General features: G+C 56.5%; 27 protein-coding genes (1 of these 27 running past the window's edge). All 27 read left to right on the top strand.

The annotated features are described in order from the left end of the window. Window positions 1-51: 51 nt before the first annotated feature. A complete protein-coding gene (locus tag Q7F15_RS19855; RefSeq protein WP_171567243.1) occupies window positions 52-810 on the top strand; it encodes a hypothetical protein in 759 nt (252 codons plus the stop codon). Between the two features lie 3 nt (window positions 811-813). Further along, window positions 814-1,686: a CpaE/TadZ family protein gene (locus tag Q7F15_RS19850; RefSeq protein WP_304414825.1), complete on the top strand. Its 873-nt coding sequence runs from the start codon at window positions 814-816 to the stop codon at window positions 1,684-1,686. Next, window positions 1,683-2,471 carry an SAF domain-containing protein gene (locus tag Q7F15_RS19845; protein ID WP_171567245.1) on the top strand — a complete coding sequence of 263 codons (789 nt, stop codon included), beginning with the start codon at window positions 1,683-1,685 and terminating at the stop codon, window positions 2,469-2,471. Before Q7F15_RS19850 ends, Q7F15_RS19845 begins: the two co-directional genes overlap by 4 nt. Further along, window positions 2,468-3,589, top strand: a complete 1,122-nt coding sequence (locus tag Q7F15_RS19840) for a CpaE/TadZ family protein (RefSeq protein ID WP_304414824.1) — start codon at window positions 2,468-2,470, stop codon at window positions 3,587-3,589. Before Q7F15_RS19845 ends, Q7F15_RS19840 begins: the two co-directional genes overlap by 4 nt. Continuing rightward, on the top strand, window positions 3,586-4,935 hold the full coding sequence (locus tag Q7F15_RS19835; RefSeq protein WP_212132598.1) for an ATPase, T2SS/T4P/T4SS family: 1,350 nt from the start codon (window positions 3,586-3,588) through the stop codon (window positions 4,933-4,935). The genes Q7F15_RS19840 and Q7F15_RS19835 overlap by 4 nt, the downstream gene beginning before the upstream one ends. Then, window positions 4,932-5,831, top strand: coding sequence for a hypothetical protein (locus Q7F15_RS19830; RefSeq protein WP_171567248.1), 900 nt, complete (start codon window positions 4,932-4,934; stop codon window positions 5,829-5,831). Before Q7F15_RS19835 ends, Q7F15_RS19830 begins: the two co-directional genes overlap by 4 nt. Then, the gene (locus Q7F15_RS19825) at window positions 5,831-6,670 is read left to right on the top strand and encodes a type II secretion system F family protein (RefSeq protein ID WP_230077631.1); all 840 of its coding nucleotides are present in this window, start codon (window positions 5,831-5,833) and stop codon (window positions 6,668-6,670) included. Before Q7F15_RS19830 ends, Q7F15_RS19825 begins: the two co-directional genes overlap by 1 nt. A 15-nt stretch (window positions 6,671-6,685) precedes the next feature. Next, window positions 6,686-6,832: a hypothetical protein gene (locus Q7F15_RS19820; protein WP_212132597.1), complete on the top strand. Its 147-nt coding sequence runs from the start codon at window positions 6,686-6,688 to the stop codon at window positions 6,830-6,832. Between the two features lie 74 nt (window positions 6,833-6,906). After that, window positions 6,907-7,107: a hypothetical protein gene (locus Q7F15_RS19815; protein ID WP_171567251.1), complete on the top strand. Its 201-nt coding sequence runs from the start codon at window positions 6,907-6,909 to the stop codon at window positions 7,105-7,107. A gap of 163 nt (window positions 7,108-7,270) precedes the next feature. Then, a complete protein-coding gene (locus Q7F15_RS19810; protein WP_212132596.1) occupies window positions 7,271-7,678 on the top strand; it encodes a hypothetical protein in 408 nt (135 codons plus the stop codon). 1 nt (window position 7,679) lies between these two features. After that, window positions 7,680-7,832, top strand: coding sequence for a hypothetical protein (locus Q7F15_RS19805; protein WP_212132595.1), 153 nt, complete (start codon window positions 7,680-7,682; stop codon window positions 7,830-7,832). Continuing rightward, complete coding sequence (locus Q7F15_RS19800) at window positions 7,832-8,248, top strand: hypothetical protein (protein ID WP_171567254.1); 417 nt, start codon at window positions 7,832-7,834, stop codon at window positions 8,246-8,248. The genes Q7F15_RS19805 and Q7F15_RS19800 overlap by 1 nt, the downstream gene beginning before the upstream one ends. 121 nt (window positions 8,249-8,369) lie before the next feature. After that, on the top strand, window positions 8,370-8,933 hold the full coding sequence (locus Q7F15_RS19795) for a hypothetical protein (protein WP_171567259.1): 564 nt from the start codon (window positions 8,370-8,372) through the stop codon (window positions 8,931-8,933). Window positions 8,934-9,187: 254 nt separating this feature from the next. Continuing rightward, window positions 9,188-10,132: a sigma-70 family RNA polymerase sigma factor gene (locus Q7F15_RS19790; protein ID WP_171567255.1), complete on the top strand. Its 945-nt coding sequence runs from the start codon at window positions 9,188-9,190 to the stop codon at window positions 10,130-10,132. 261 nt (window positions 10,133-10,393) lie between these two features. Continuing rightward, window positions 10,394-11,266 carry an Hsp33 family molecular chaperone HslO gene (hslO, locus tag Q7F15_RS19785; protein WP_230077633.1) on the top strand — a complete coding sequence of 291 codons (873 nt, stop codon included), beginning with the start codon at window positions 10,394-10,396 and terminating at the stop codon, window positions 11,264-11,266. Window positions 11,267-11,447: 181 nt separating this feature from the next. Then, on the top strand, window positions 11,448-12,380 hold the full coding sequence (gene cysK, locus Q7F15_RS19780) for a cysteine synthase A (protein WP_171567567.1): 933 nt from the start codon (window positions 11,448-11,450) through the stop codon (window positions 12,378-12,380). Window positions 12,381-12,542: 162 nt separating this feature from the next. Then, window positions 12,543-14,060, top strand: coding sequence for an anthranilate synthase component I family protein (locus Q7F15_RS19775; RefSeq protein ID WP_304415546.1), 1,518 nt, complete (start codon window positions 12,543-12,545; stop codon window positions 14,058-14,060). Beyond that, window positions 14,057-14,641 carry an aminodeoxychorismate/anthranilate synthase component II gene (pabA, locus tag Q7F15_RS19770; RefSeq protein WP_171567566.1) on the top strand — a complete coding sequence of 195 codons (585 nt, stop codon included), beginning with the start codon at window positions 14,057-14,059 and terminating at the stop codon, window positions 14,639-14,641. Before Q7F15_RS19775 ends, pabA begins: the two co-directional genes overlap by 4 nt. Before the next feature lie 150 nt (window positions 14,642-14,791). Beyond that, window positions 14,792-16,435 (top strand): PhoX family protein, encoded by a 1,644-nt coding sequence (locus tag Q7F15_RS19765; RefSeq protein WP_304414823.1) that lies wholly within the window; start codon window positions 14,792-14,794, stop codon window positions 16,433-16,435. A gap of 23 nt (window positions 16,436-16,458) precedes the next feature. After that, window positions 16,459-16,668 (top strand): twin-arginine translocase TatA/TatE family subunit, encoded by a 210-nt coding sequence (tatA, locus tag Q7F15_RS19760; RefSeq protein WP_171567564.1) that lies wholly within the window; start codon window positions 16,459-16,461, stop codon window positions 16,666-16,668. A gap of 184 nt (window positions 16,669-16,852) precedes the next feature. Next, window positions 16,853-17,698 carry an aminodeoxychorismate lyase gene (gene pabC / locus Q7F15_RS19755; RefSeq protein WP_171567563.1) on the top strand — a complete coding sequence of 282 codons (846 nt, stop codon included), beginning with the start codon at window positions 16,853-16,855 and terminating at the stop codon, window positions 17,696-17,698. A 407-nt stretch (window positions 17,699-18,105) separates the two neighbouring features. After that, window positions 18,106-18,957 (top strand): dihydropteroate synthase, encoded by an 852-nt coding sequence (gene folP / locus Q7F15_RS19750; protein WP_368509265.1) that lies wholly within the window; start codon window positions 18,106-18,108, stop codon window positions 18,955-18,957. Then, window positions 18,950-19,321 carry a dihydroneopterin aldolase gene (gene folB, locus Q7F15_RS19745; RefSeq protein WP_171567561.1) on the top strand — a complete coding sequence of 124 codons (372 nt, stop codon included), beginning with the start codon at window positions 18,950-18,952 and terminating at the stop codon, window positions 19,319-19,321. The genes folP and folB overlap by 8 nt, the downstream gene beginning before the upstream one ends. Continuing rightward, on the top strand, window positions 19,318-19,848 hold the full coding sequence (gene folK, locus Q7F15_RS19740) for a 2-amino-4-hydroxy-6-hydroxymethyldihydropteridine diphosphokinase (RefSeq protein ID WP_171567560.1): 531 nt from the start codon (window positions 19,318-19,320) through the stop codon (window positions 19,846-19,848). The genes folB and folK overlap by 4 nt, the downstream gene beginning before the upstream one ends. Then, the gene (locus Q7F15_RS19735; RefSeq protein ID WP_171567559.1) at window positions 19,800-20,012 is read left to right on the top strand and encodes a helix-turn-helix domain-containing protein; all 213 of its coding nucleotides are present in this window, start codon (window positions 19,800-19,802) and stop codon (window positions 20,010-20,012) included. The genes folK and Q7F15_RS19735 overlap by 49 nt, the downstream gene beginning before the upstream one ends. A 97-nt stretch (window positions 20,013-20,109) precedes the next feature. Next, on the top strand, window positions 20,110-21,138 hold the full coding sequence (gene dusB, locus Q7F15_RS19730; protein ID WP_304414821.1) for a tRNA dihydrouridine synthase DusB: 1,029 nt from the start codon (window positions 20,110-20,112) through the stop codon (window positions 21,136-21,138). Window positions 21,139-21,342: 204 nt separating this feature from the next. Then, window positions 21,343-21,785, top strand: the 5' portion of a protein-coding gene (gene greA, locus Q7F15_RS19725) for a transcription elongation factor GreA (RefSeq protein ID WP_171567557.1). The gene runs 34 nt beyond the window's last position; 443 of the gene's 477 nt are visible here — the first part of the coding sequence; its start codon is at window positions 21,343-21,345; the stop codon falls past the right edge of the window.

The raw sequence follows: 21,785 nt of genomic DNA, 5'->3' as shown, positions 1-21,785 counted from the left end.
AGCAAAATGTCTATAAATGTATAAATTTGTAAATATTGGGGGTAATTTGAAGTGATTGTGAATAGCGCAATCGAATTGGTCGAACGCTGCTACGAACAAACGAATTGCCTGATTTCACTGGAAGAGTTGAAAGAAGTGTTCATCGCGTACGTGTTCGGCAGTTACCAGGAAGAGTTCGTTGCCCGCTACGGACTGGATCGCTTTTACGAACACCTAGACCAGCTCCGGTTAACCACATGCCGCAAAGACTTTGACCAGGCGGTGGAAGACTGGTATCTGCTCCAGTACGGCAGCCGATCAGATGAGGCCAACTACCACGACATTTTGTTCTCGCTCGTCAAGGAGGCGATTGTGCAATACAAGTCGGAAAATCGCAGCGCACTGATTCGGGACGTGACCAAACTGTTGACGACGCCGACGGGATTTATCAAGCGCTGGCAGATGGGACAGGCCCGCGAACGGACGCTGCCCGCCTACTTCAAATACCTGATGAAGCTCGGGATTCGCACGTACGATGACATCGAATCATTGGTGGACATGTGGCTGGTGGAGTATCCCAATGCGTTTGACAAGAAGCAGCAGCAGCTTTTTGCCAACCCTCCGCGAAAAGGCAGGCCCAACAACGTGGAACTGGCCCTGCTGCAGGACATGGTCAGCCAGGTAAAGCAGGAGCTCACCCCGCAGGAGCGCGAACGGCTCCGAAAAATCTACTACTATCACCGCAAGTCGCTGACCATGAAGGAAATGGTGGAAAAATTTAAAAAGTACCTGCTGACGAAAGAGAATCAGAAGGGTTCGCAGGCGGGGTAAGCGATGTTTCAGCAGGTAAACCGCTTCGTCACCCAGTTCCGCGAACTGGAGAAGAGGGAATACGCCCGATCCCGGGAAGAAGAGCGATTGTGGCAGTCATTAAAGGACAAACTGTCAGCCTCTTTGACGGAAGAACAACCTGCAGCGGTGCGCCGCTGTATCGCCGTAACCGGGTTGTACGCCCAGGCCGGCGCCAGTTTCCTGGCGGCCAACGCGTCGTTTTTGCTGGCCGGCAGCGGAGTTTCCGTCACGCTGTGCGAACTGCCCGGTACCGCTTCCTATTATTACTTCGCGCTCGACTGCGAACGCAGAGCGCATCATCGCTTCAAGAACTCATCCGCATCCGTGCTCCTCATGCAATCCAATCACTTGCGCATCTTGGTGGATACCCCTTTGTCGAATGAATCATTAACTCCGACCGACACGGCGGACTGGCTGCTGAGAATGACCAAAGAGAGCGCCACGGTCGTCATCGATTTGTCTTCGCGCTGGAAAGAAGAACAGGCCGTCCGGGTAATGGATCTGGCTGACGAAATCTGGGTCGTGTTCGATTCCGACCTGGCCAGGTTTACCCGATTGTTTCTGACAGAAGAAACGCCCTCGTGGTGGGAGAAACACGGCGAAAAAATCAGGCTGATCGCAAACAAATGGAACGAATATCTGAGCCGCTCCGCCATCATGAAAAAGGTGGAAGGAACCATCTCGCTCTGGAACAGCGAACGTTTTGCTCCAGGCATTGACGCGGTCATTCCCCTGATCGACAGCGAGAAAACGGCGGCTGCCCAAGCAAAAGCCAGCCTCTTGCTGGAGCTGTACACGGAGGAGGAACATCGGTTCCTACCGCTGCTACACTCGGAAAAGGGAAGGATGTTATGAAAAAGCAGACGCTGCTGCTCATCAGTTTGCTCTCGTTTCTCTTGGCCGGTTCCTGCTTTTACGCGGCGACCCGGTATATCGACGCGCTGGCCATTGAACGGCTGTTTGCGCCGGTGGTAAAGGTGGCCGAAGGAAAACAGATCGACCCCTTTGAACCGATCACGCGAGAGGACGTGGTGCTGGTTCAGGAAGAAGTGGACGAGATTTTGCCCGGGTCTTTTCAATCGCTGGAGAGCGTATTGGGAAAACGCAGTTCCCAGACGATCTACGCCGGGGAACAAGTGCTGAAACAGAAGCTGACCGATACGCAACTGCTGCCGGAAAAGGGGGAGGCTCGCTACGAATTTCCGCTGACGTCTATCGAACCCATCACCGAGCTGCGAAAAGGGGACCGCGTCAAGATTTGGGTAAAGTACAAGCCGCCGACGGAGCTGGAGCATTTGCCCGAACCGACGCATTTTCGCAAGACGAACGCGACGGCCGACCTGCTGTTTGAAAGCCGGTTGGCAACGGTGAAGGACAGCAACGGTACGGAGATATACACGCTGAAGCCAAGCATGCTTCCAGGCCCCGATCACATGGATGCTGTGTTTAACGGCTCCCGGGAAAAACCGCTCTTGAACGGGGAAAAGCGTTACCGCGACTACCGTGCGCAGCCGACCGCCTTGACGGCTTATATCGGCTTCAACCTTTCCGATCAGCAGTATGTCGCATTGAGCGAAGCCATGATGTACGGGACCATTCAGATTGGTCAAATTTCCGATGCGGAGGATCGGACCCCATGAGAACCCTTGTATGTTTTCCGATGAAATCACTGGTCAAAACCTACCTGCCGACGGAATGCGAGTCGCTGGTTGCAGAGTCGGCCGAAGAGTATTTTCGCCTCGCCAAACTGTACCGACCGGAAGCAGCGGTGCTGTTTTCCGAAATGTTTGACGAACCGGTCTGGGAGTGGCTGCCGCGTGTGCAGGAGGTTCTCCCGGAGGGTGTGCCCGTCATCATCGTGCCTTTGTACAAGGATGAATCCCTGATCGCAACAGTCATGGAGAAAATCGATCCAGCCGGATTGTACATCCTTCCGGCCACTCTCAACCAGGAGGAGATCCGGGAAAAAATCGCGCTGATACTGGGCGTTACGCAGCAAAACGAGGAACTGCCCGCCGCAAAGGGCGACGGCATTGTCTACACTTTGATGAGCTACGGTTCCTCAGGCATCACCACGTTTTGCATCAATTATCCGATTCTGCTGGCAAAGCGCAATCCCGACAAGCGCATCGTCGTTCTTGACATGAACGCGCAAAAGCCGGATTTGACCCGTTTTTTCAAGCTGCAGCTGCATCATCTGGCGTTGTTTCGGCCAGACCTGCTGGAAATGCGCACAGCGCTGGCCCGCAAGTGGGAGCGAGGCTGCAAACAGATCAGCCACTTGCCCAACCTCTACTATGCCAGCGCCACATGCAACTGGAAAAGCGGAGAGATCTCCAATTTGCTCACGGCCCTGCGCCAGCAGTTCGATTACATCTACATCGACTGGGGATACTGCTTTCCGGAGACGGAGGCCTTGCACCGGTTGATTTACGAGTCCGACCGCAATCTGTTTTTTGTGCGGGCTGATCCGTTTGGCATCGAGAACGCAAAGGCGTGGATTCATGCCTGGGCAGAGCGGGGGGTGAAGTATCAGGTGATGCTCAGTCATCTGGACAAGGGGCAGACGTACCGCATCGGTGAAGGAATCTCCGTATATGGAGTGGTGCCGCGCATTTCCAATGCCCGGCTGATTCAATCGCACCGCAGTCACAGCGTGCTGGTGGAAGAAATCTTTCCGCCCAAGCCGTACGTCACCAGCCTGCAGGCGATGGTGGATGCGGTACATGCGGACGAAGGAGCTGTGGTTTGCCGATGAAAACCGCTATCCGACAATGGAACGCATCGCAGCTCAAGGATGTGGAAGACCTCAAGCAAGCAGCCCGCGACTACCTGAACCACTTTGGCACCACTCCCGAGGAGAAGATGGAGATGCAGCGGATATTGACCCTCGCGGAGATGGGCGACCGGAACAGCCACAACCATGTCATCCTGCGTTTGCAGCATTACTTTGAAGAAGTGCTGAAGCGGCCGGTAACCGAGGAAATTCTGCCGCATGTCAACGGATACGAAGGGCTGTTGTTTGCCACGTACGGGTGGGGAATTCTGGATGCCGTCCTGCATTTGTCGCCATGGGTGGAGGAGGTACGGGTGTCAGCAGGTCGACCGGTGGCGTACATCGAGCAGGGGCAAAAAAAGAGCCTGCCGTACACACCCACTTGGACGGAGGTGGAGACGCTTCAGCAAAAGCTGACCAATGCCGCCGGCCTGACCTTTCACGAAAAAAAGCCGCGCTTGAGCGGGTATCTCGATTCGTTGAAAGCCAGGCTGACCATGTTCACCTTTCCCTATTCCCGGGTGCCGACCATCATTGTGCGCCGCTTTACCACGCCTTCGTTTTCGCTGGACCAATTGCGAATGCAGCCGCTGCCCACGTTTGACGAAAGGGTGCAGCTTTTGCTGGAGCAGCAGGTGTACGGCAGAAGCAACGTCCTGGTGATCGGACCGATGGCAGCGGGCAAGACAACGCTGATGCTCTGCATGTTAAAACTGAAAGACCCTCAAACCGAGTACGTCACGATTTTTGAAAGTGAACATGAAATGAGATTTGGTGATGTTTGGCCGGGCGAGGTGATCGAACTGCAAAACGTGGAAGAGATCGGCATCGAATTGGAAAGCTGCTTCAAGGACATGTACCGGACCACCGCCAACACGATTCTGATCGGGGAGATACGGGAGCCGATCGAAGCGTATCACTTTGTCAACGCCGGCGTGCGGGGAACAGACGCTACGATCGCCGCCATGCATGAACGATTTCCACACAAGGCACTGCAAGACTTGACCGACCTCGTTTATCAATATGGCGGACGGAGCATTGAACTGACCCAGGAGAGGATCAGTCGGGCAGTCAATTTCGTCAATTCACTGACCTATCGGAATAATGGACACCGCTATATCGACGCCATACATGTCAGCGAATGGAACGACGTGATGAACCGGGTTGAGTCCGTGCCGCTTGTCTTTCGCAACAGGCAGACAGGTGCTTATGAATGGACCGGGAAGAAGCTGGACGAACATTTGGTGGAATACATGTGCCACGTGGGCAGGGCTGATCTGGCTGTCTTAAAGGAGTTACGTCTCATCGATATGGGAAGGATGCTATGAAACACCTGCTGTTTATTCCCATGTCTGTCTGCCTGTTTGCCGGGTTCTGGCTGCTCGGACTTCATTTGTACCGTACCTGGTCCGCTCCCAACGTCTTCTTTCCCAAGACGGTGGCCGTGTGGCGAGAGAGGATGCTGCGCCACAAAACAAACCGCATCATATACGAGAGGTACGAAAAATGGTGCGGGATCGCTGGCGGTACGCCGGAAGCCCATATTCTGCTGTCGCTGATTGGGGGAGCTGCAGGGTTTGTTTCCGGCATCCTGCTTGGCAATATCGTCGTATCCCTGTCCCTGTTTGTGCTCTTGGTATTGCTGCCGACTCTGCTGCTGTACGCCCGCTATACAGTGCGCATCAACAAGAAAATTGGCGCGTTTTGCCGCTTTGTCGACCTGTTTGCACGTTATTACAGCAGCCGGAAAAACATTATCCTGACGTTTCGAGATATGGTGGAAGAATGTCCGAAAGAGCTGCTGCCCGATTTGCTGCTGCTCAACAACCATCTGTCGGACGGAGGAAATCCCGTCCGGGCGGTGGAGATCTTCGCCGAGCGGATTAATCACCCGTGGGCCCACGATTTTGCCATGTATGCGGCCAGCGGTCTGGAAGGCGAGACGGAGGACATTCAGAGCGCACTGAATCGATTGACCAACGAAATGTTTATTCAACAAGACGAAAAAGAGGAAAGGAACTCTGAGATTTACGCGATCTGGGTCAGCTTGATTCTGGTCATCCTGATCTGCATCTGTCTGATTCCTTACAACCAGAGCCTGCTGAAAGATTCATACCGCCTGTATTTCTTTACCGCTGACGGACAGGCCATACTGTCGCTCGCGGTAACGGTCTGGGCTCTTTCCATTTTATTAGCGTTCATCTGGGGACGGAGGTATCGCTGATGCGCTTGTTGCTCATGTATGTCTGCCTGACGCTGGGGTCCCTGTTCGTGTTTGTGGCCGTGTTTGCCATCGGCAAGCAGGTGGCGTCGATGCGCCGCCCCAGGCTGTTTGTCACCGGGCAGTGGCGCCGCTTGTGGGAAAAGGCGGTCAACGCCGAGGAAGACGGCGCGTGGGAAAAACTGCTGGCGCGAGCAGGCCGGCCGTTTGGTTGGGGAAAACCGGAGTGGGTGTTCCTGCAGCTTGCCAGCGGGAGTGCCGTTTGTGTGCTGATTCTGTTGTGGGGGATGCTGAGCGCAGGCGAGTCTTTTCCGCTGTTTTCCCTGATTGTGGCGTCTGCGATCAGTTTTATGCTGCCGTACGTCGGCTTAAAGATGTGGGCGGGGTACCGCGAGGAAGTGCTCAGCACCGATATCGCCCGCTTCGTCAACCGATACGTAAATCTGCTGGAAAACCAGGTGCCCATATACAATGCGATGGTCAAGGCAGCACGGCCTACGCGCAAGCTGAAGGAGTACCTGCCAACGTTGTCAGAGTGGAACAAGGACCGCGAGGAAGCACTGGAGACGTTTAAGCGCAGGCTTGGTGTGGACGACGCGGTCATGCTCGTGTCCAGCATGAGGACGGTCGAGCACCTAAGCGAGGGGCAGATGGCTGTCACCATGCAGCGGTTGGAGTGGGCGGTCGATCATCGACGCATGTATCGTCACCGCAAGCAGATCAAATCGCTGGGGATTGGCTACAGCGTGATCGTTTACCCGGCTTTCTACATTGGATTGTTGGTAGCCATGTTTCCCTGGTACAAGTTGCTTACCGAGATTCTCGACAAATACTTGACGTAAGGTAGGGGCAGCAACATGACTAAGCTCTTTTCCATTCTCATCTGCATTGTATTGACACTGGGCATTATCGTATCCAGTCTGTCAAAGGTAAACGGCTCGATTGTACATGAGGGCGGTTTGCGCGACAGGGCGGTTCATTGGATAAACCAGGCCATCCCTTAGGACAAACCGGTTCCCCCGCTCATGTTTTCGGCAGTTTGTCAACCTGATCAAATCATGTAAGGAGAGTGTTTCGTATGTCCAAAATGTTTTTTATCTTCCTGGCGTGTGTCATGGTGCTTGGCATCGGCGTCAGTTCCTACGGAAACGAGCTCAGCCCATCGGCCAACCAATCGGCGGAACGCATCAACAATTCGGTCCGCTCGCTCAAATACGACACCAGAAGCGAACGGGTGCAGTTCGAAATGCAGGACGGCACTCCGTACTCCAGCAACTGATGCTCAATCTGCAGACGTTTCTCATCATCCTGGTCATGGTTGGCAGTCTGTGCGCGTTTATATGGGGGAGCGATTCCTCAAAACAGTTGTATCAAACCCAACAGGAAAGGGTGTACAGGGCAGCGACGTTCAGCTTTCATTGAACGATCGCTGACCGGCTTAGATGGTCAAGACAAAGGTATTTCTCATCTGCCTGTCTGTCATGATTGTGCTGTTTTCCGCCGTTGCGGCCAGCCACATGTACACCATGGAACGAGCGATCGCACGCAGCATTTTCGCTGATGTGCTGGATGACATGCAGGATATCGGCTATCTCGATCCGGCCCTTGCCGATTACTACCGGCAAAAGATGGCGGAGCTGGGCTGGGATGTGACGGGAGACGTGTTTGCGGGGAGCTGGCCTCAAACGGAGCAGCAGCGGGCCTTGAAGGAGCGAAACGAAATGGTCACGCTTACCCTCATCGTCCGGCCGTCCCGTGTCGCCCAATGGCTGAATCAGTTTGCGGAAGGCAATGCCGCGTTCTTGTTTACGGGCAGTCGTCCCTCCGAATACTTTGATCCGGGGTGGTAGTGTGAACAAACTCATTGCTGTGCTTGCCTTGATGGTGATCGTCCTGCCGATAACTGTTCACCTGCTGTTGAGCGGCCCCGACAACCTCCTTTCGGTCTGCACGCGGTTTTTCGGGGACCTGTTGGAAAACGTGACGCGGTTTGGGACGGGCTGATGGGACAGGTTGTGGCCGTTCTTCTCAATGTGATGGTGCTTCTTTTGGTCCCGCTAGGTATCCTGCAGGTTCATACCGTGGTGCAGACGCATAACGAATTGCTGGAGGTGAGCGCTGCCGCCGCCAAATACGTCAGCAATCACGGGGGCGGCAGCGATGCAGAAGTATTGGCTGACGTCCGTTCCTTTGTCTCGCGGGAACTGTCGGAAAAATCGTTCTTCCTGCATGACTCAGAGCTGTCCGTCAGCATCGTCAGAACGCGGGCGGCCGATCCGGTATTGTGGAGTCACGAAGATGAATTTTTACTGCAGGTGGAAATCCCCTATCCGCGCCTGACTCAACTGCTTCCTGTAGGCAGCGAAACGATGCGGGTGGAGCGGTACGGGACGATCAATATCATGGATTACGATTTATAAACCAGGTTGCGAATAAAGCTGTTTGCCCAATCGAATGGCGGTGCCCATGGGAAATAGCTGCCCGAACGGTTTGAAAAGGGAGGGGAGGCTTACGGGCATCAATGTACTGTCCATTTCGGCTCTGCTGTTATTTCTGCTGGTGGGGTTGTTTGTCGTCGACGCCGACATTGCCATGCAGAAAAAGATGGAAGTGAAAACCTTGCTGGAACTGGCCAACCATCACGCTACCTTTGCAGTCGAGCCAGTGTTGAAGACAGAGGGCGTCATTGATCTGGTCGAGGAAGAGGCGCTGCTCCGCTTTGACCAGCGCATGCGGGAGAATGGCGGCTATCGCCGGGAAGGCAGCAGCTACCTGCCGGCCGCCGACAGCGTCACTACCGATCCGCTGCGGTTTGTGCGCCATTACGTCGACTTTCGTTCCTGGCGTAAGGATCTGCAGCTCCGGCTGCGGTACGACGGAGCTGCTCTGCACCTGGAGCAGGCAATAACCGGCGCAGAGCGTCCGTCTGGCGGTCATCTGCAGATTGTGGTGGTGACCCAGCGCGGGGAGGAACTCCGGCTTGCTCCGAAGACAATGGTAGGCCCCTCTCATGTGGTCGTTGCGTACGTGGACGAGCGTCCGTTTCTGCCGTTACTGCCCGCTCACGCCTTTCCCGTCGTCAGCGTCGAGGAGCTAAAGCGGTAATGCCGGCTGGAGATATCGCGAATTTTCGACGTTTTTCTCCAAGCATCCCGTTGTTTCGGGATGCTTTTTGTGTAAAGCAAAATACCTAAAAATGTCAGCGCTCCCATCAACTATTTGCTAATACTAACATTAATATTCTGTAAACAGGGAGGAATTGCCCAGGCTTTGTCGAAATACGCATACAATAACGCATCCGAGAACAACTGGCTTGTACCTCAACGTGAATATCCATTCCAGAGAAGTGAGGGTTGCATATGACTGTGAGTACCTCCACTTTCCAGTCTACTCCCCGTCGCTGGCGGGAAGTCGAAAAGCAGTTGGGTATTACCGTGCCCCGCTCGTTGCGGTCCGACACGTCAACCCTGCTGTTTCTGGAAAGCGTCGCTGCAACACCCATGTTGGACAAAGAGGAAGAGCTGGACTGCCTGGTTCGCTATCAGCGTGACGGGGATTTGAGCGCCCGGGAGACGCTGGTGCGGGCCTATTTGCGCTATGTGGTCAGCACAGCCCTGCGCCATTTACAAAAGGGCATGCCGTTTATGGACTTGATCCAGGAAGGAACTATCGGCCTGTTTACTGCCATTGACAAGTTTGATGTGAACCGAGGTGTCCGTCTCTACCATTATTCCCACTGGTGGATTTCACAGGCGATCACCCGCGCGATTAACGATAAAGGTGCGCTCATCCGCATTCCCGTCCACATGCATGAGCAGATTCGGCACTATCAAAAGCAGGTGACTCACCTGGCCCACCTGCTGAACCGCACGCCGGATCGGCAGGAGATTGCCGACTGGTTGGACATTCCCGTAGAAAAAGTAGAAGCAATTGAGTATGCGCTGATGCTCAAAATGGAATCGATTGATGCTGAACTGGACGACGAACCCAACTCATTTGAACATGATGACGAATGCCTGAGCTATGCGGAGATCGTAGATGACGGAGAAGCGTCGTTGGAAGACTGGATTGAGAAGATCGATCTGCGCGTTCAAATGCGAGCCGCGCTGGAACGTCTTAGCCCGCGCGCCCAGGAGATTATCGCCATGCGCTACGGCCTGTACGACGACCATGTTTACACGCTGGAGGAAGTGGGCAGGATGTTTGGCCTCACTCGAGAGCGCATCCGTCAGATCGAGGCGACCACCATTGATCGGCTGCGCAAGCAAAAGTGTTCCCGCGTGCTCAAAGAATACCTGACGTGACAACACTTCATAATAAAGAATACGCATCCCCCTCCGTTGACGAGGGGATTTTTTTTGCAGACACGACTTGTCCGGCTTGTTGTGATTGGGGGCGATTACTGGCCAAACTGCTGCTTCAAAGTGTGTGACAAAGTGATGGATACCGCCCGGATGAGTCGGAAATCTGTCCATGCGCCGCGCTGCACGCTTGGCTTGAGCGGCATCGGTTTTCTTGTGGTACACTACTTCTTGCAGACGTCATGGCAAAAGGAGGATCGCTGCATGAGCGATTATTTGATACGGGCGACCGGGTATAACGGGCATGTGCGCGCATTTGCCGCCCGGACGACCGGCATTGTTGAAGAAATGAGACGCCGCCACGACATGTGGAACACGGCGACGGCGGCCGCAGGGCGGACGTTGACCGTCACGTTGATGATGGGGGCCATGCTGAAAGGAGATGAGCGGCTTTCCGTCAAAGTAAAAGGGGGCGGGCCCATTGGGCAGATTATCGCCGAGGCCAACGCCCACGGGGAAGGCATCGCTTACGTGACCAACCCGCACGTTCACTTTGAACTGAACGACAAGGGCAAACTGGATGTGGCTCGCGCGGTCGGCACCGACGGGTTTCTGTACGTGGTCAAAGACCTGGGAATGAAGGAGCCGTACAGGGGCAGTTCGCCGATTGTCTCCGGTGAAATTGGCGAGGATTTCACCTACTACTTTGTCACTTCGGAGCAAACCCCGTCTGCGGTCGGCGTGGGTGTGCTGGTCAATCCGGAAGATCGCTCCGTGCTGGCCGCCGGCGGGTTTATTCTGCAGCTCCTGCCGGGTACGCCGGACGAGGTAGTGAGCCGGATCGAAGAACGGCTGGGGCAGCTCCCGCAGGTATCCCGGATGATCGGGGAAGGTCTGACGCCGGAACAGATTCTGGAGCGCGTGTTGGACGAGCCGAAAATTCTCAGCCGGACCGACATTCAGTTTCGCTGCACCTGTTCGCCGGAAAAGGTGAGCCAGGCGTTGGTCAGCCTGGGCAAAGAGGAAATGACGGCCCTGATTGAAGAAAAGGGCGAAGCAGAGGTCCACTGTCACTTCTGCAACGAGCGCTACCACTACGATAAAGCGGCGCTGGAAGAGATCATGCAGGAGATGTAAACCAGGGTACCGCTCGTCGACCGCCTTTACCCGGTGGCGATCGTTTTGTAACGATTGCGCAAGGCGGTCGGCGCCCAGATATCTGGGCAAATGCCTCATTGACCGGCCTAGGCACACCTTGTTATAATTATGCCAATAAAACCTAGCATTTTACTAGGTTATAAAAAGGGGGATTGACACGATGCGTGTCGCCAATTCCATTACGGACCTGATCGGGTATACGCCGCTGGTGAAGCTGAATCGCGTCGTCAGCGCTGATATGGCCGACATTTACCTGAAACTGGAGTTTTTCAATCCGGGCAGCAGCGTCAAGGACCGGATTGCTCTGGCGATGATCGAAGCTGCTGAGGCGGAAGGCAAACTGAAACCGGGAGACACGATTATCGAACCAACGAGCGGCAACACCGGGATCGGCTTGGCCATGGTGGCAGCAGCCAAAGGATACCGCGCCATCCTGGTCATGCCGGAGACGATGAGCATTGAGCGGCGCAATCTGCTGCGCGCCTACGGAGCAGAGCTGGTGCTGACACCGGGCAGCGAAGGCATGGGCGGCGCCATTCGCAAGGCGGAAGAGCTGGTGAAAGAAAATCCTTCCTATTTCATGCCGCAGCAGTTCAACAACCCGGCCAACCCGAAAGTGCATCGGGAGACGACCGGTCGGGAACTCTTGGAGCAGGCAAAAGAAATCGGCGGGATCGACGCGTTTATTTCCGGTGTCGGCACCGGCGGGACGATCACAGGCGTTGGTCAACTGCTGCGTGAACATTACCCCCATGTCCACATTGTCGCCGTGGAACCGGCCGCCTCGCCCGTTTTGTCCGGCGGAAAACCGGGCCCGCACAAGATTCAGGGCATCGGAGCCGGCTTTGTACCGGCGATTCTGGACACCAATGTGTATGACGAGATCATCAAGGTAGAAAACGAGGAAGCCTTCGAAACGGCACGACGCGTTGCCCGCAACGAGGGGATTCTCGGCGGCATTTCTTCCGGTGCGGCTATTTTTGCCGCGCTGAAGGTGGCGCAGAAGCTGGGTCGGGGCAAAAAAGTAGTGGCGGTCATTCCGAGCAACGGTGAACGCTACCTGTCCACCCCGCTGTATCAGTTTGAAGAATAAGACGGAAAGAAGCGTTGGACCAAATGAAACGTCGGCTTGCGGCCGGCGTTCTTTATTTCATGCGATTCGTTCCGCGCAGCCAAAAAGTAACCGCGAAACATCCCCGGTGAATGTGATATGCTGGAGGCGAGAAAGCAGAATGACGGAGCGTGAATTGATTTGATCCTGCCATCCTTTACCGACATCGAGAAGTATGCTGGCGAGTATCCGTACGTCCCGCTTGCTGTACGCTTCGCCTGGCCGGAGAACCTGGACCCGTGGGAACTGCTCAATGCCCTGCAGCCCTCACTGGAGGGAGCGGCGCTCTTGGAGAGCGGACGAGCCGGCCGCTTTACCTATCTCACCTGGCAGCCCGTCGCGGTGATGCAGAGCAAGGACCTGCAAACCACAGTCACGTTCGCTGACGGCCAAACTGAACGGATAACAGGGGAAAACCCGCTGTTTGCGCTTCGTGAGCTGCTGGCCCGCTACCGGACACCGGTTGTGCCGGGTCTGCCCGACTTTTGCGGCGGCGCATTGGGATACCTTAGTTACGACATGAACCGTTTTTTTGAACCGACCCTGCCGCAGATCGCTGCAGACGACTTACGGCTGCCCGACCTGTATGTTATGATAGTGCAAGACCTTCTTGTCTTTGATCATGCGACGCGGGAATGTTACTGCCTGACGCACCTGCCGACGAGCGGATTGACGGAAGATTCGTACCGCGACGCGGCGGAGCTCCTGTCACAGCGGGCCCGAGAGCTTACATCCCTGACCCGGGACGCACAGGCGGACGATACCGACTGGGACGCGCTGCGCAAGCGGCCGCTGGAGTCGGCCACCCCGGCCCAGGTGTCATTTGGCCAGGAACAGTTTGAAGAGGCGGTGCGCCGCGTGCAGGCGTACATTGCCCAAGGGGACGTGTTTCAGGTGAACCTCTCGGTGCGGCAGAGCAAGCCGATGCGGGTGATGCCAGCCGACGTCTACAGCGTGCTGCGCAAGCTAAACCCGTCGCCGTACATGGGCTACCTGCACTTCCCCGAGTTTCAACTGGTCAGCGGTTCGCCGGAGCTGCTCATCAAGGTAAAGGGCGGCGCAGTCAGCACCCGGCCGATCGCCGGCACGCGCCCGCGGGGAAGAAACGACGCGGAAGACGAGGCACTGGTGCGCGAACTGGTGGAGAACGAAAAAGAGCGGGCGGAACACGTCATGCTGGTCGATCTGGAGCGCAACGACCTCGGCCGTGTATGCCGGTACGGCAGCGTACGGGTGAGCGAGTTCATGGTCGTGGAAAAGTACTCCCACGTCATGCATATCGTCTCCCATGTGGAAGGAGAGTTGGCGGAGGGAAAAGACGCGTTTGACGCGGTCGCGGCTGCATTTCCCGGCGGGACGATCACCGGTGCGCCCAAAGTGCGGACGATGGAGATCATCGAGGAGCTGGAACCGGTCAAACGGGGTGTCTACACCGGGTCGATTGGCTGGTTCGGGTTTAATGGCGACGTGGAAGTCAACATCGCCATCCGCACCATGGTGGTCAAGGACGACATGGCCCACGTGCAGGCGGGGGCGGGTATCGTCATCGACTCCCGTCCCGAGGCAGAGTATGTCGAGTCGCTGAAAAAGGCGGAAGCGTTGTGGAAAGCATTGGAGTTGAGTGAGCAGAGAAAGGCGAGTCGAGAGGAGTTGAGCGTATGATTTTGATGATTGACAACTACGATTCCTTTACCTACAACCTGGTGCAGTACGTGGGGGAGCTGGGCGAGGAGCTGCGGGTCGTCCGCAACGACAAGATTACGCTGGAGGAGATTGAGCGCCTCGCGCCGGACTACCTGATGATTTCGCCGGGGCCGTGCACGCCCAATGAGGCGGGCATCAGCATGGAGGCCATCCGTTATTTCGCCGGCAAAATTCCGATGCTGGGCGTATGTCTGGGCCATCAGTCGATCGGTCAGGTGTTCGGCGGCAAGGTGGTGCGTGCCGAGCGGCTGATGCATGGCAAGACGTCCGAGGTGTATCACGACGGCCAGACGATTTTTCGCGGCATTCCCTCTCCATTTACGGCGGCGCGCTACCACTCGCTGATTTTGGAGGAGGCGAGCCTGCCCGACGTGCTGGAAGTGACCGCACGGACGGAGGAAGGGGAGATCATGGCCGTGCGCCATCGCCATTACCCGATCGAAGGCGTGCAGTTTCACCCCGAATCGATCATTACCCAGTACGGCAAACAGCTACTGCAAAACTTCCTTGATACGTATGCGAAACAAGCAGCAGGATAACGATAATGTGAAAGCGTCCGATGCACTCGGGCGCTTTTTTATTCAATAGACCAAAGATTAACACAACATTTATCCGGAATTAACCGAATGTCGACGATTCGCTTGTACAATCGACGTAACAGATGCGTAACGTAAAGGAGCGAATGTGCAATGGACGTGAACCGTCGACAGTTTTTGACATATCTCGGCGCTGGTGCGGCAGCGCTGGCTTCACTGGCGACCGGCATACCGGCGCTGGCAGCGGGTGAATCGCTCTCCGGAAAAACGGCCGACCACCTGTTCGGGCTGGAGGCAAAAAAGCACAAGTTTTCCCCAAAGTTCAAACCGATCCGGCCAACCACCAAGGACGATGTAGTGCTGCCCGAAGGATTTCGATACGACGTCGTGGCTGTCTACGGTGACAGAATCAACAAGGCAGGCGACACGTTTGGCTTCAACGCTGACTTCACCTGTTTCCTCCCGATTGACGGCAGGTCGGACCACGGCCTCCTGTGGGTAAATCACGAGTATCTGGGCGAACTGGAATACTACGTCACCGGCTATGACGCGCTTAACGCCGATCCAAAACAGAACCGGCGAACGGCGGAGCAAATCCGGAAGTACCTGTATGCGCTGGGCGGGTCGGTGATCGAAGTGAAAAAGGAAAACGGCAGGTGGAAGCTGGTCAGCGACTCCGCCTACGGTTGCCGCGTCAGCGGTTTGACCAAACACGTGTTGACCGGCCCGGCCGCGTCCATCGCCAAGGAAGTGACCGGCACGTTTGCAAACTGCTCCGGCGGTGTGACGCTGTGGAACACCATCCTCTCCTGCGAAGAAAACTTCCAGGACGTGGTGAACGACTGCAAGTTGCCGGACAGCCGCCACTACGGATGGGTGGTGGAGGTGGATCCGTTTGATCCGGCATCCACGCCGAAAAAGCATACCGCCCTGGGCCGTTTTTCCCATGAAAATACGGCCATGGTGATCGCGCCGACGGGACAGCTGGTCGTCTACATGGGTGACGACGCCAACGACCAGTACGTGTACAAATACGTCTCCAAAGGCAAATACGACCCGAAAGCGGGCAAACAAAACTCCAAGCTGCTGGAAGAAGGTACGCTGTACGTGGCCAACTTCGGCAAGGGCGCCTGGATTGCGCTGGACTATGCCTCCAACGAGGTGCTGCAGCAGGCGACCGACAGCGCGGGCAAACCGCTGTTTTCCTCCCAGGCCGACGTGTTGGTCAACTGCCGCGATGCGGCCAAAGCCGTAGGGGCCACCCCGATGGACCGGCCGGAAGACGTCGAGGTTCATCCGATCGACGGCAGCGTTTTTATCGCCATGACGAACAACGCAAAGCACGGCAACTTCTACGGCCAGATCGTCCGCCTGTTTGAACAGGACGGCAATCATGCCGGCACCGCATTTACCTTTGAAATCTTTGCCGCCGGCGGTCCGCAGAGCGGGTTTGCGGCACCGGACAACATGGCGTTTGACAGCGCAGGCAACCTCTGGGTGGTGACCGACATTTCGTCATCGTCCATGAACAGCGGCATCTACACGCCATTCGGCAACAACGGCGTCTACTTGATCCCGACCTCCGGAGACCACAAAGGGGAAGCGGTGCAGTTTGCATCTGCACCGGTCGGCGCGGAGATGACCGGCCCGTGGTTTACCCCGGACGAAAAGACGTTGTTCCTGTCCGTGCAGCATCCGGGGGAAAACCTGACGTCCTACGACCGGCCGACCAGCCACTGGCCGAAAGGCGGCAGCTCGGTAGCTCTGCCTGGCGTCATTGCCATCACCGGCTTTTAATCTGCGAGGGAGTGTAGCCTGACATGTTATCCAGCATTGGTATCCCCGGGCTTATCTTGATTCTGATTATCGCCCTGGTCATCTTTGGACCGAGCAAGCTGCCGGAGATCGGCCGCGCCTTTGGCCGGACGTTGACGGAGTTCAAGTTGGCGGCCAGGGAACTGACCAACGACGACGAGGAAAAGAAAATACAAGGGCTGGATGTCTCCGTAAAAAACGGGGAGAAGCGTTGAAGCCAATCAACAGCCATCCGGCAGAAAAAGGCGGTGCGTCCCGTGCGTACTGCCTTTTTTTTGTAGGGATTACCATGTCGCCATCCCCGATGATGCACCGTACACGGTGCGCGGAAAGAGCGCTGAGGCAGGACGTAATGTGGTATGATGAACTCGAATACCGATTGTCGGGAGCGAGCGCGAAATGCATATCTACGTAAACGGAACAATCATGCCTGCGGAACAGGCGTCGGTGTCCGTCCTGGATCACGGTTTCCTGTACGGAATTGGCCTGTTTGAAACGGTGCGCGTCTACCAGCGCCGCCTCTTTCTGTGGGACGACCATTACGCCCGGCTCAGTTCGGGGCTGTTGGCGCTGCGCATCAAAGCGCCGTGGACGGCGGAGGAATTGGCTGACGCGATCCTGCGGACGGCGGATGCCAACGGGCTGGCCGACGCGTATGTGCGGCTCAGCGTGACAGCCGGGCCGGAGGGAGTCGGCCTGGCGTCGGATGAGTATGTGAGGCCGTCGCTCTTCATCTTTGCAAAAGAAGTGCCGCCCCTGACGGAACCGCCCCGGCCCAAGAAACTGCAAACGCTGTCCGTACCGCGCCAGACGGCGGAGGGTCATCAGCGGTTCAAATCGCACAACTATATAAACAACGCGCTGGCCCGTCTGGAATTGGGAGCACAGCCGGACGTGGAAGGGTTGTTTTTGACACGGGAAGGCTATGTGGCAGAGGGCATCGTCAGCAACCTGTTTTGGGTGACCAACGGCCACTTGTACACGCCTTCCACGGACACAGGCATTCTCGACGGCGTGACCCGGCGCCATGTGCTGAAACTGGCGCAAAAGCTCGGCATCCCCGCCCAAGAGGGATGGTACCGGCCGGATGCGCTGGTGCAGGCGGACGAAGTGTTTGTCACCAACTCGGTGCAGGAGGTCGTGCCGGTGAGCACAATCGACGGCCGACCGGTGCCGGCTTCGTACGGGGAATACACCCGTGCTTTGCGCCGCGCCTACCGCGAATCGGTAGCGTCCGGTAGGTAAGTATGGTATGCTATCAATCAACATGCCACCTTGTCATTGACAACTGAAGGGGAGCTAGGCAGATGAAGCACAATCCATTTGTGATACACGGCCGGAGCCGGGCCGGACTGGCGGCGGAACTGTCTGACCGAAACGTGTGCGAGTCCGACCTGGAGCGGCTGGCCGTAGCGGGAGAACCGCTGTTGATCCACCTGGAACGTCTGTCGCCGGCAGCTGCACGACTGCTGCGGACAAGCGTACAGGCGTGCGGAGGCGATGCAGTCGTCCTCGACAATCCGGCTTCGTCCGGAGTGGCCGACATTCTGATCCAGGCGACACAAGGTCAGCTGGAGGGCTTGCTGCACCGGCTGCCGGATCAGGAAGGAAGCCTGCTGGAAGCGGCACAGGAAGTGTTGGAGCTATTGACCATGCGTCGGCAGCTTCGGCAGCGACGGGGGCTGGTCTGCGGCCGTTATGTGCTGCCGTTGGGACAGCGGACCCTGGTGATGGGGATTTTGAATGTGACGCCCGACTCCTTTTCCGACGGCGGCCGGTACGTGGACTTGGATCAGGCGGTTGCCCGGGCTCGCGCGATGGTGGAAGCGGGAGCGGACATCATTGACATCGGCGGAGAGTCGACGCGCCCCGGTGCTGTGGAAGTAGGACTGGAGGAAGAGTTGGAGCGCGTCATGCCGGTCATCCGCGCGCTGGTGGAGGAAGTGCAGGTCCCGCTGTCCATTGACACCTACAAGTCTGAAGTGGCGGAGCAGGCAATCAAAGCCGGCGCCCACATCATCAACGACGTCTGGGGAGCCAAACGGGACCGGCGAATCGCCCGGGTTGCCGCGCGCTACGATGCTCCGATCATTTTGATGCACAACCGGGAAGACATGGCCTACTCCCGCTTCTTTTGCGACATGGTGCGCGATCTGCGGGAATCGGTCCGCATCGCGCGGGAGGCTGGTGTCCGCGACGAGCAGATCATCCTCGATCCGGGGATCGGGTTTGCCAAAACGCTGGACCAAAATTTGGAGGCGATGCGCCGCCTGGACGATCTGGTCGCGCTCGGCTATCCGGTGCTGTTCGGCACGTCGCGCAAATCGATGATTGGCAAGGTGCTCGACCTGCCGGTGCATGACCGAATGGAGGGTACGGCTGCCACCGTCGCCCTGGGCGTAGCGAAGGGCTGCCACATCGTCCGGGTGCACGACGTCAAGGAAATGAAGCGGGTCGTCACAATGATGGACGCGATGTGCAAGGGAGGCCTCCCTGTTGGATAAAATCTACTTTAACCGCATGTCATTTTACGGCTATCACGGCGTTTTCGAAGCAGAGGCCCAGCTCGGGCAGCGTTTTTACGTGGATCTGGTGCTGGCGTTGGACTTGTCCCGCGCCGGAGCCAGCGACGATCTAAACGATACGGTCAATTACGCCGATATCTTTGATTGTGTTCGAAAAATCGTCGAAACAGAGCGATACAACCTGGTGGAAGCGTTGACGGCCCGCATTGCCGGCCAACTGTTGCAGTCATTCCCGATCGCGGAAGTGACGGTGAAGGTGACGAAACCCAACCCGCCCATCAACGGCCAATACGACTCGGTTGCCATCGAGATGACGCGCAGAAGAGAGGACATGAACGTATGACGGTACGGTCGTATCTCGCCCTTGGTTCCAACTTGGGGGACCGGGCGGACAACTTACGGCAGGCAGTGCAAAAGCTAAACGAACGGAAGGGCATCCGCGTCGTGCGGATCTCATCCGTCTATGAAACCGATCCGGTCGGGTACGTGGAGCAGGACGCGTTCCTGAACATGGCGATCGCGGTGGAAACGGATCTGTCCCCGGAAAAACTGCTGGAGGAAGCGCTGGCAGTGGAACAGGAACTGGGACGTGTGCGCACCGTCCGCTGGGGGCCGCGCACGATCGACATCGACGTGCTGCTGTACGGCGGCCAAGCGGTGAGGCAGGAACACCTGGTCATTCCCCATCCGGAGATGGCTGATCGGGCATTTGTTCTGATTCCGCTTCGTGACGTCTGGGAGGGAGGACCGCTTCCCGTATTCGGCCGGACCGTCGATGACCTTCTCCGGTTGTTGCCGCAGGATGACAAGGGGGTACGAAAGTGGGGAACAATCGATTGGGCAATCGCATACGGTCATTCCGGAAGTTGAAGGGGTACACGCAGCAGACCCTGGCTGACAAGATGGGCGTGTCCCTGTCGTTTGTCGGTTCACTGGAGAGGGGCACCCGCACGCCGACCGAACCGGTGCTGCGCAAAATCGCCAGCACTTTACAGGTGGACTACGAAGAATTATGTGCTATAAATAGTAAATGACCTTTCAGCTGGGTCAGACGCTCTCCGCATCGCCCGCCCGCGCATGTATCAGCGCAGAGGTCACTTGTACCTTGCGGGAAAAGGAGGTTGTGTATAAATGAAAATCGGTAACATCGAGTTGAAAAACAACGTCGTTCTTGCGCCGATGGCAGGGGTGTGCAATCCCGCTTTCCGCTTGATCGCCAAGGAGTTTGGCACCGGTTTGGTCTGTGCCGAAATGGTCAGCGACAAGGGAATCGTGCACGGCAACAAGAAGACGATGGATATGCTGTTTGTTGACGAACGGGAAAAGCCGTTGAGCCTGCAGATTTTTGGCGGAGACAAGGAAACGCTGGTCGAAGCGGCGAAGTATGTTGACAAGAACACCAACGCGGACATCATCGACATTAACATGGGCTGTCCCGTTCCCAAGATCGTGAATTGTGATGCCGGCGCCCGGCTGCTGCTGGACCCGAACAAGATATACGAAGTCGTCTCCGCGGTTGTTGATGTCGTGGACAAACCGGTTACGGTCAAAATGCGTCTGGGCTGGGATGACGAGCATCTGTACGCGATTGAAAACGCCCAGGCGGTGGAGCGTGCCGGTGCCCAGGCGATTGCCGTCCACGGTCGCACCCGCGTGCAGATGTACAAGGGCAAGGCTGATTGGAACTGGATTCGCCGCGTCAAGGAAGCGGTCTCCATTCCCGTGATTGGCAACGGCGACGTCGCGACGCCGGAAGACGCGCGCCGCATGCTGGACATGACCGGCTGTGACGGCGTGATGATCGGCCGAGCCGCTTTGGGCAACCCGTGGATGCTGTACCGCACTGTTCAGTACCTGACCAAAGGGGTGCTGCCGCCGGAGCCGACAGCCCGCGAAAAAGTGGAGATTTGCCTGCTGCACGCTCAGCGGCTGATCGCCTTGAAGGGGCCGCGCGTCGGCATCCTGGAGATGCGCAAGCACGCAGCCTGGTATCTGAAAGGGCTGAAAGGGGCCACCCATGCCAAAAACCTGATCAATGCCGTGGAGACGGAGGAAGAGCTGCGCCGCATCTTGATGGACTACGTCGAATGGGTGGAAAACCACGCCGACGATCTCGACGAAGCAGACGTTTTCGTGCCGGATGAAGCCGTCAGCTCGTAACATCCCAGACATTGACAAGGGTTCCTTCATATCCTATAATACACCGTATTATCAGGACTCAAGCTGCCAGTTCACCCTGGCAGCTTTCCCTATGAAGCCTTATGTCATGCACGATCGAACTGTATATTGTATAGAACATCTACATATAATTCTTTGTACTTTACCAGGTGCGAAGGAATTATCTGTAAACGGGGGAATTGAACCATGTCGGAAAAAGAAGTAATTCTTACACCAGAAGGTTTGGCGAAACTGGAACAAGAGCTGGAGGATTTGAAAACGGTTAAACGCAAAGAGGTAGCGGCGCGGATCAAGGAAGCGATCAGCTATGGCGATATCAGCGAGAACTCTGAGTACGAAGAGGCGAAAAACGAGCAGGCCTTTATCGAAGGGCGCATTCTCACGCTGGAAAAAATGCTGCGCAACGCCCGCATCATCACCAACGAAGACGTGGATACCGGAGTGGTGAGCGTCGGTTCCACCGTCAAACTGAAAGACCTGGAGTTTGGCGACATCGTCGAATACACCATCGTCGGGTCCGCCGAATCCGATCCGATGAACAACAAGATCTCCAACGAATCCCCGGTGGGCCAGGCACTGCTGGGCAAGGCCAAAGGAGCGATCGTCGACGTACAGGTGCCGGCCGGCAC

The organism is Brevibacillus aydinogluensis, assembly GCF_961514395.1.
GTDB lineage: Bacteria > Bacillota > Bacilli > Brevibacillales > Brevibacillaceae > Brevibacillus > Brevibacillus aydinogluensis.
This window is presented reverse-complemented; position numbering and strand designations above follow the sequence as displayed.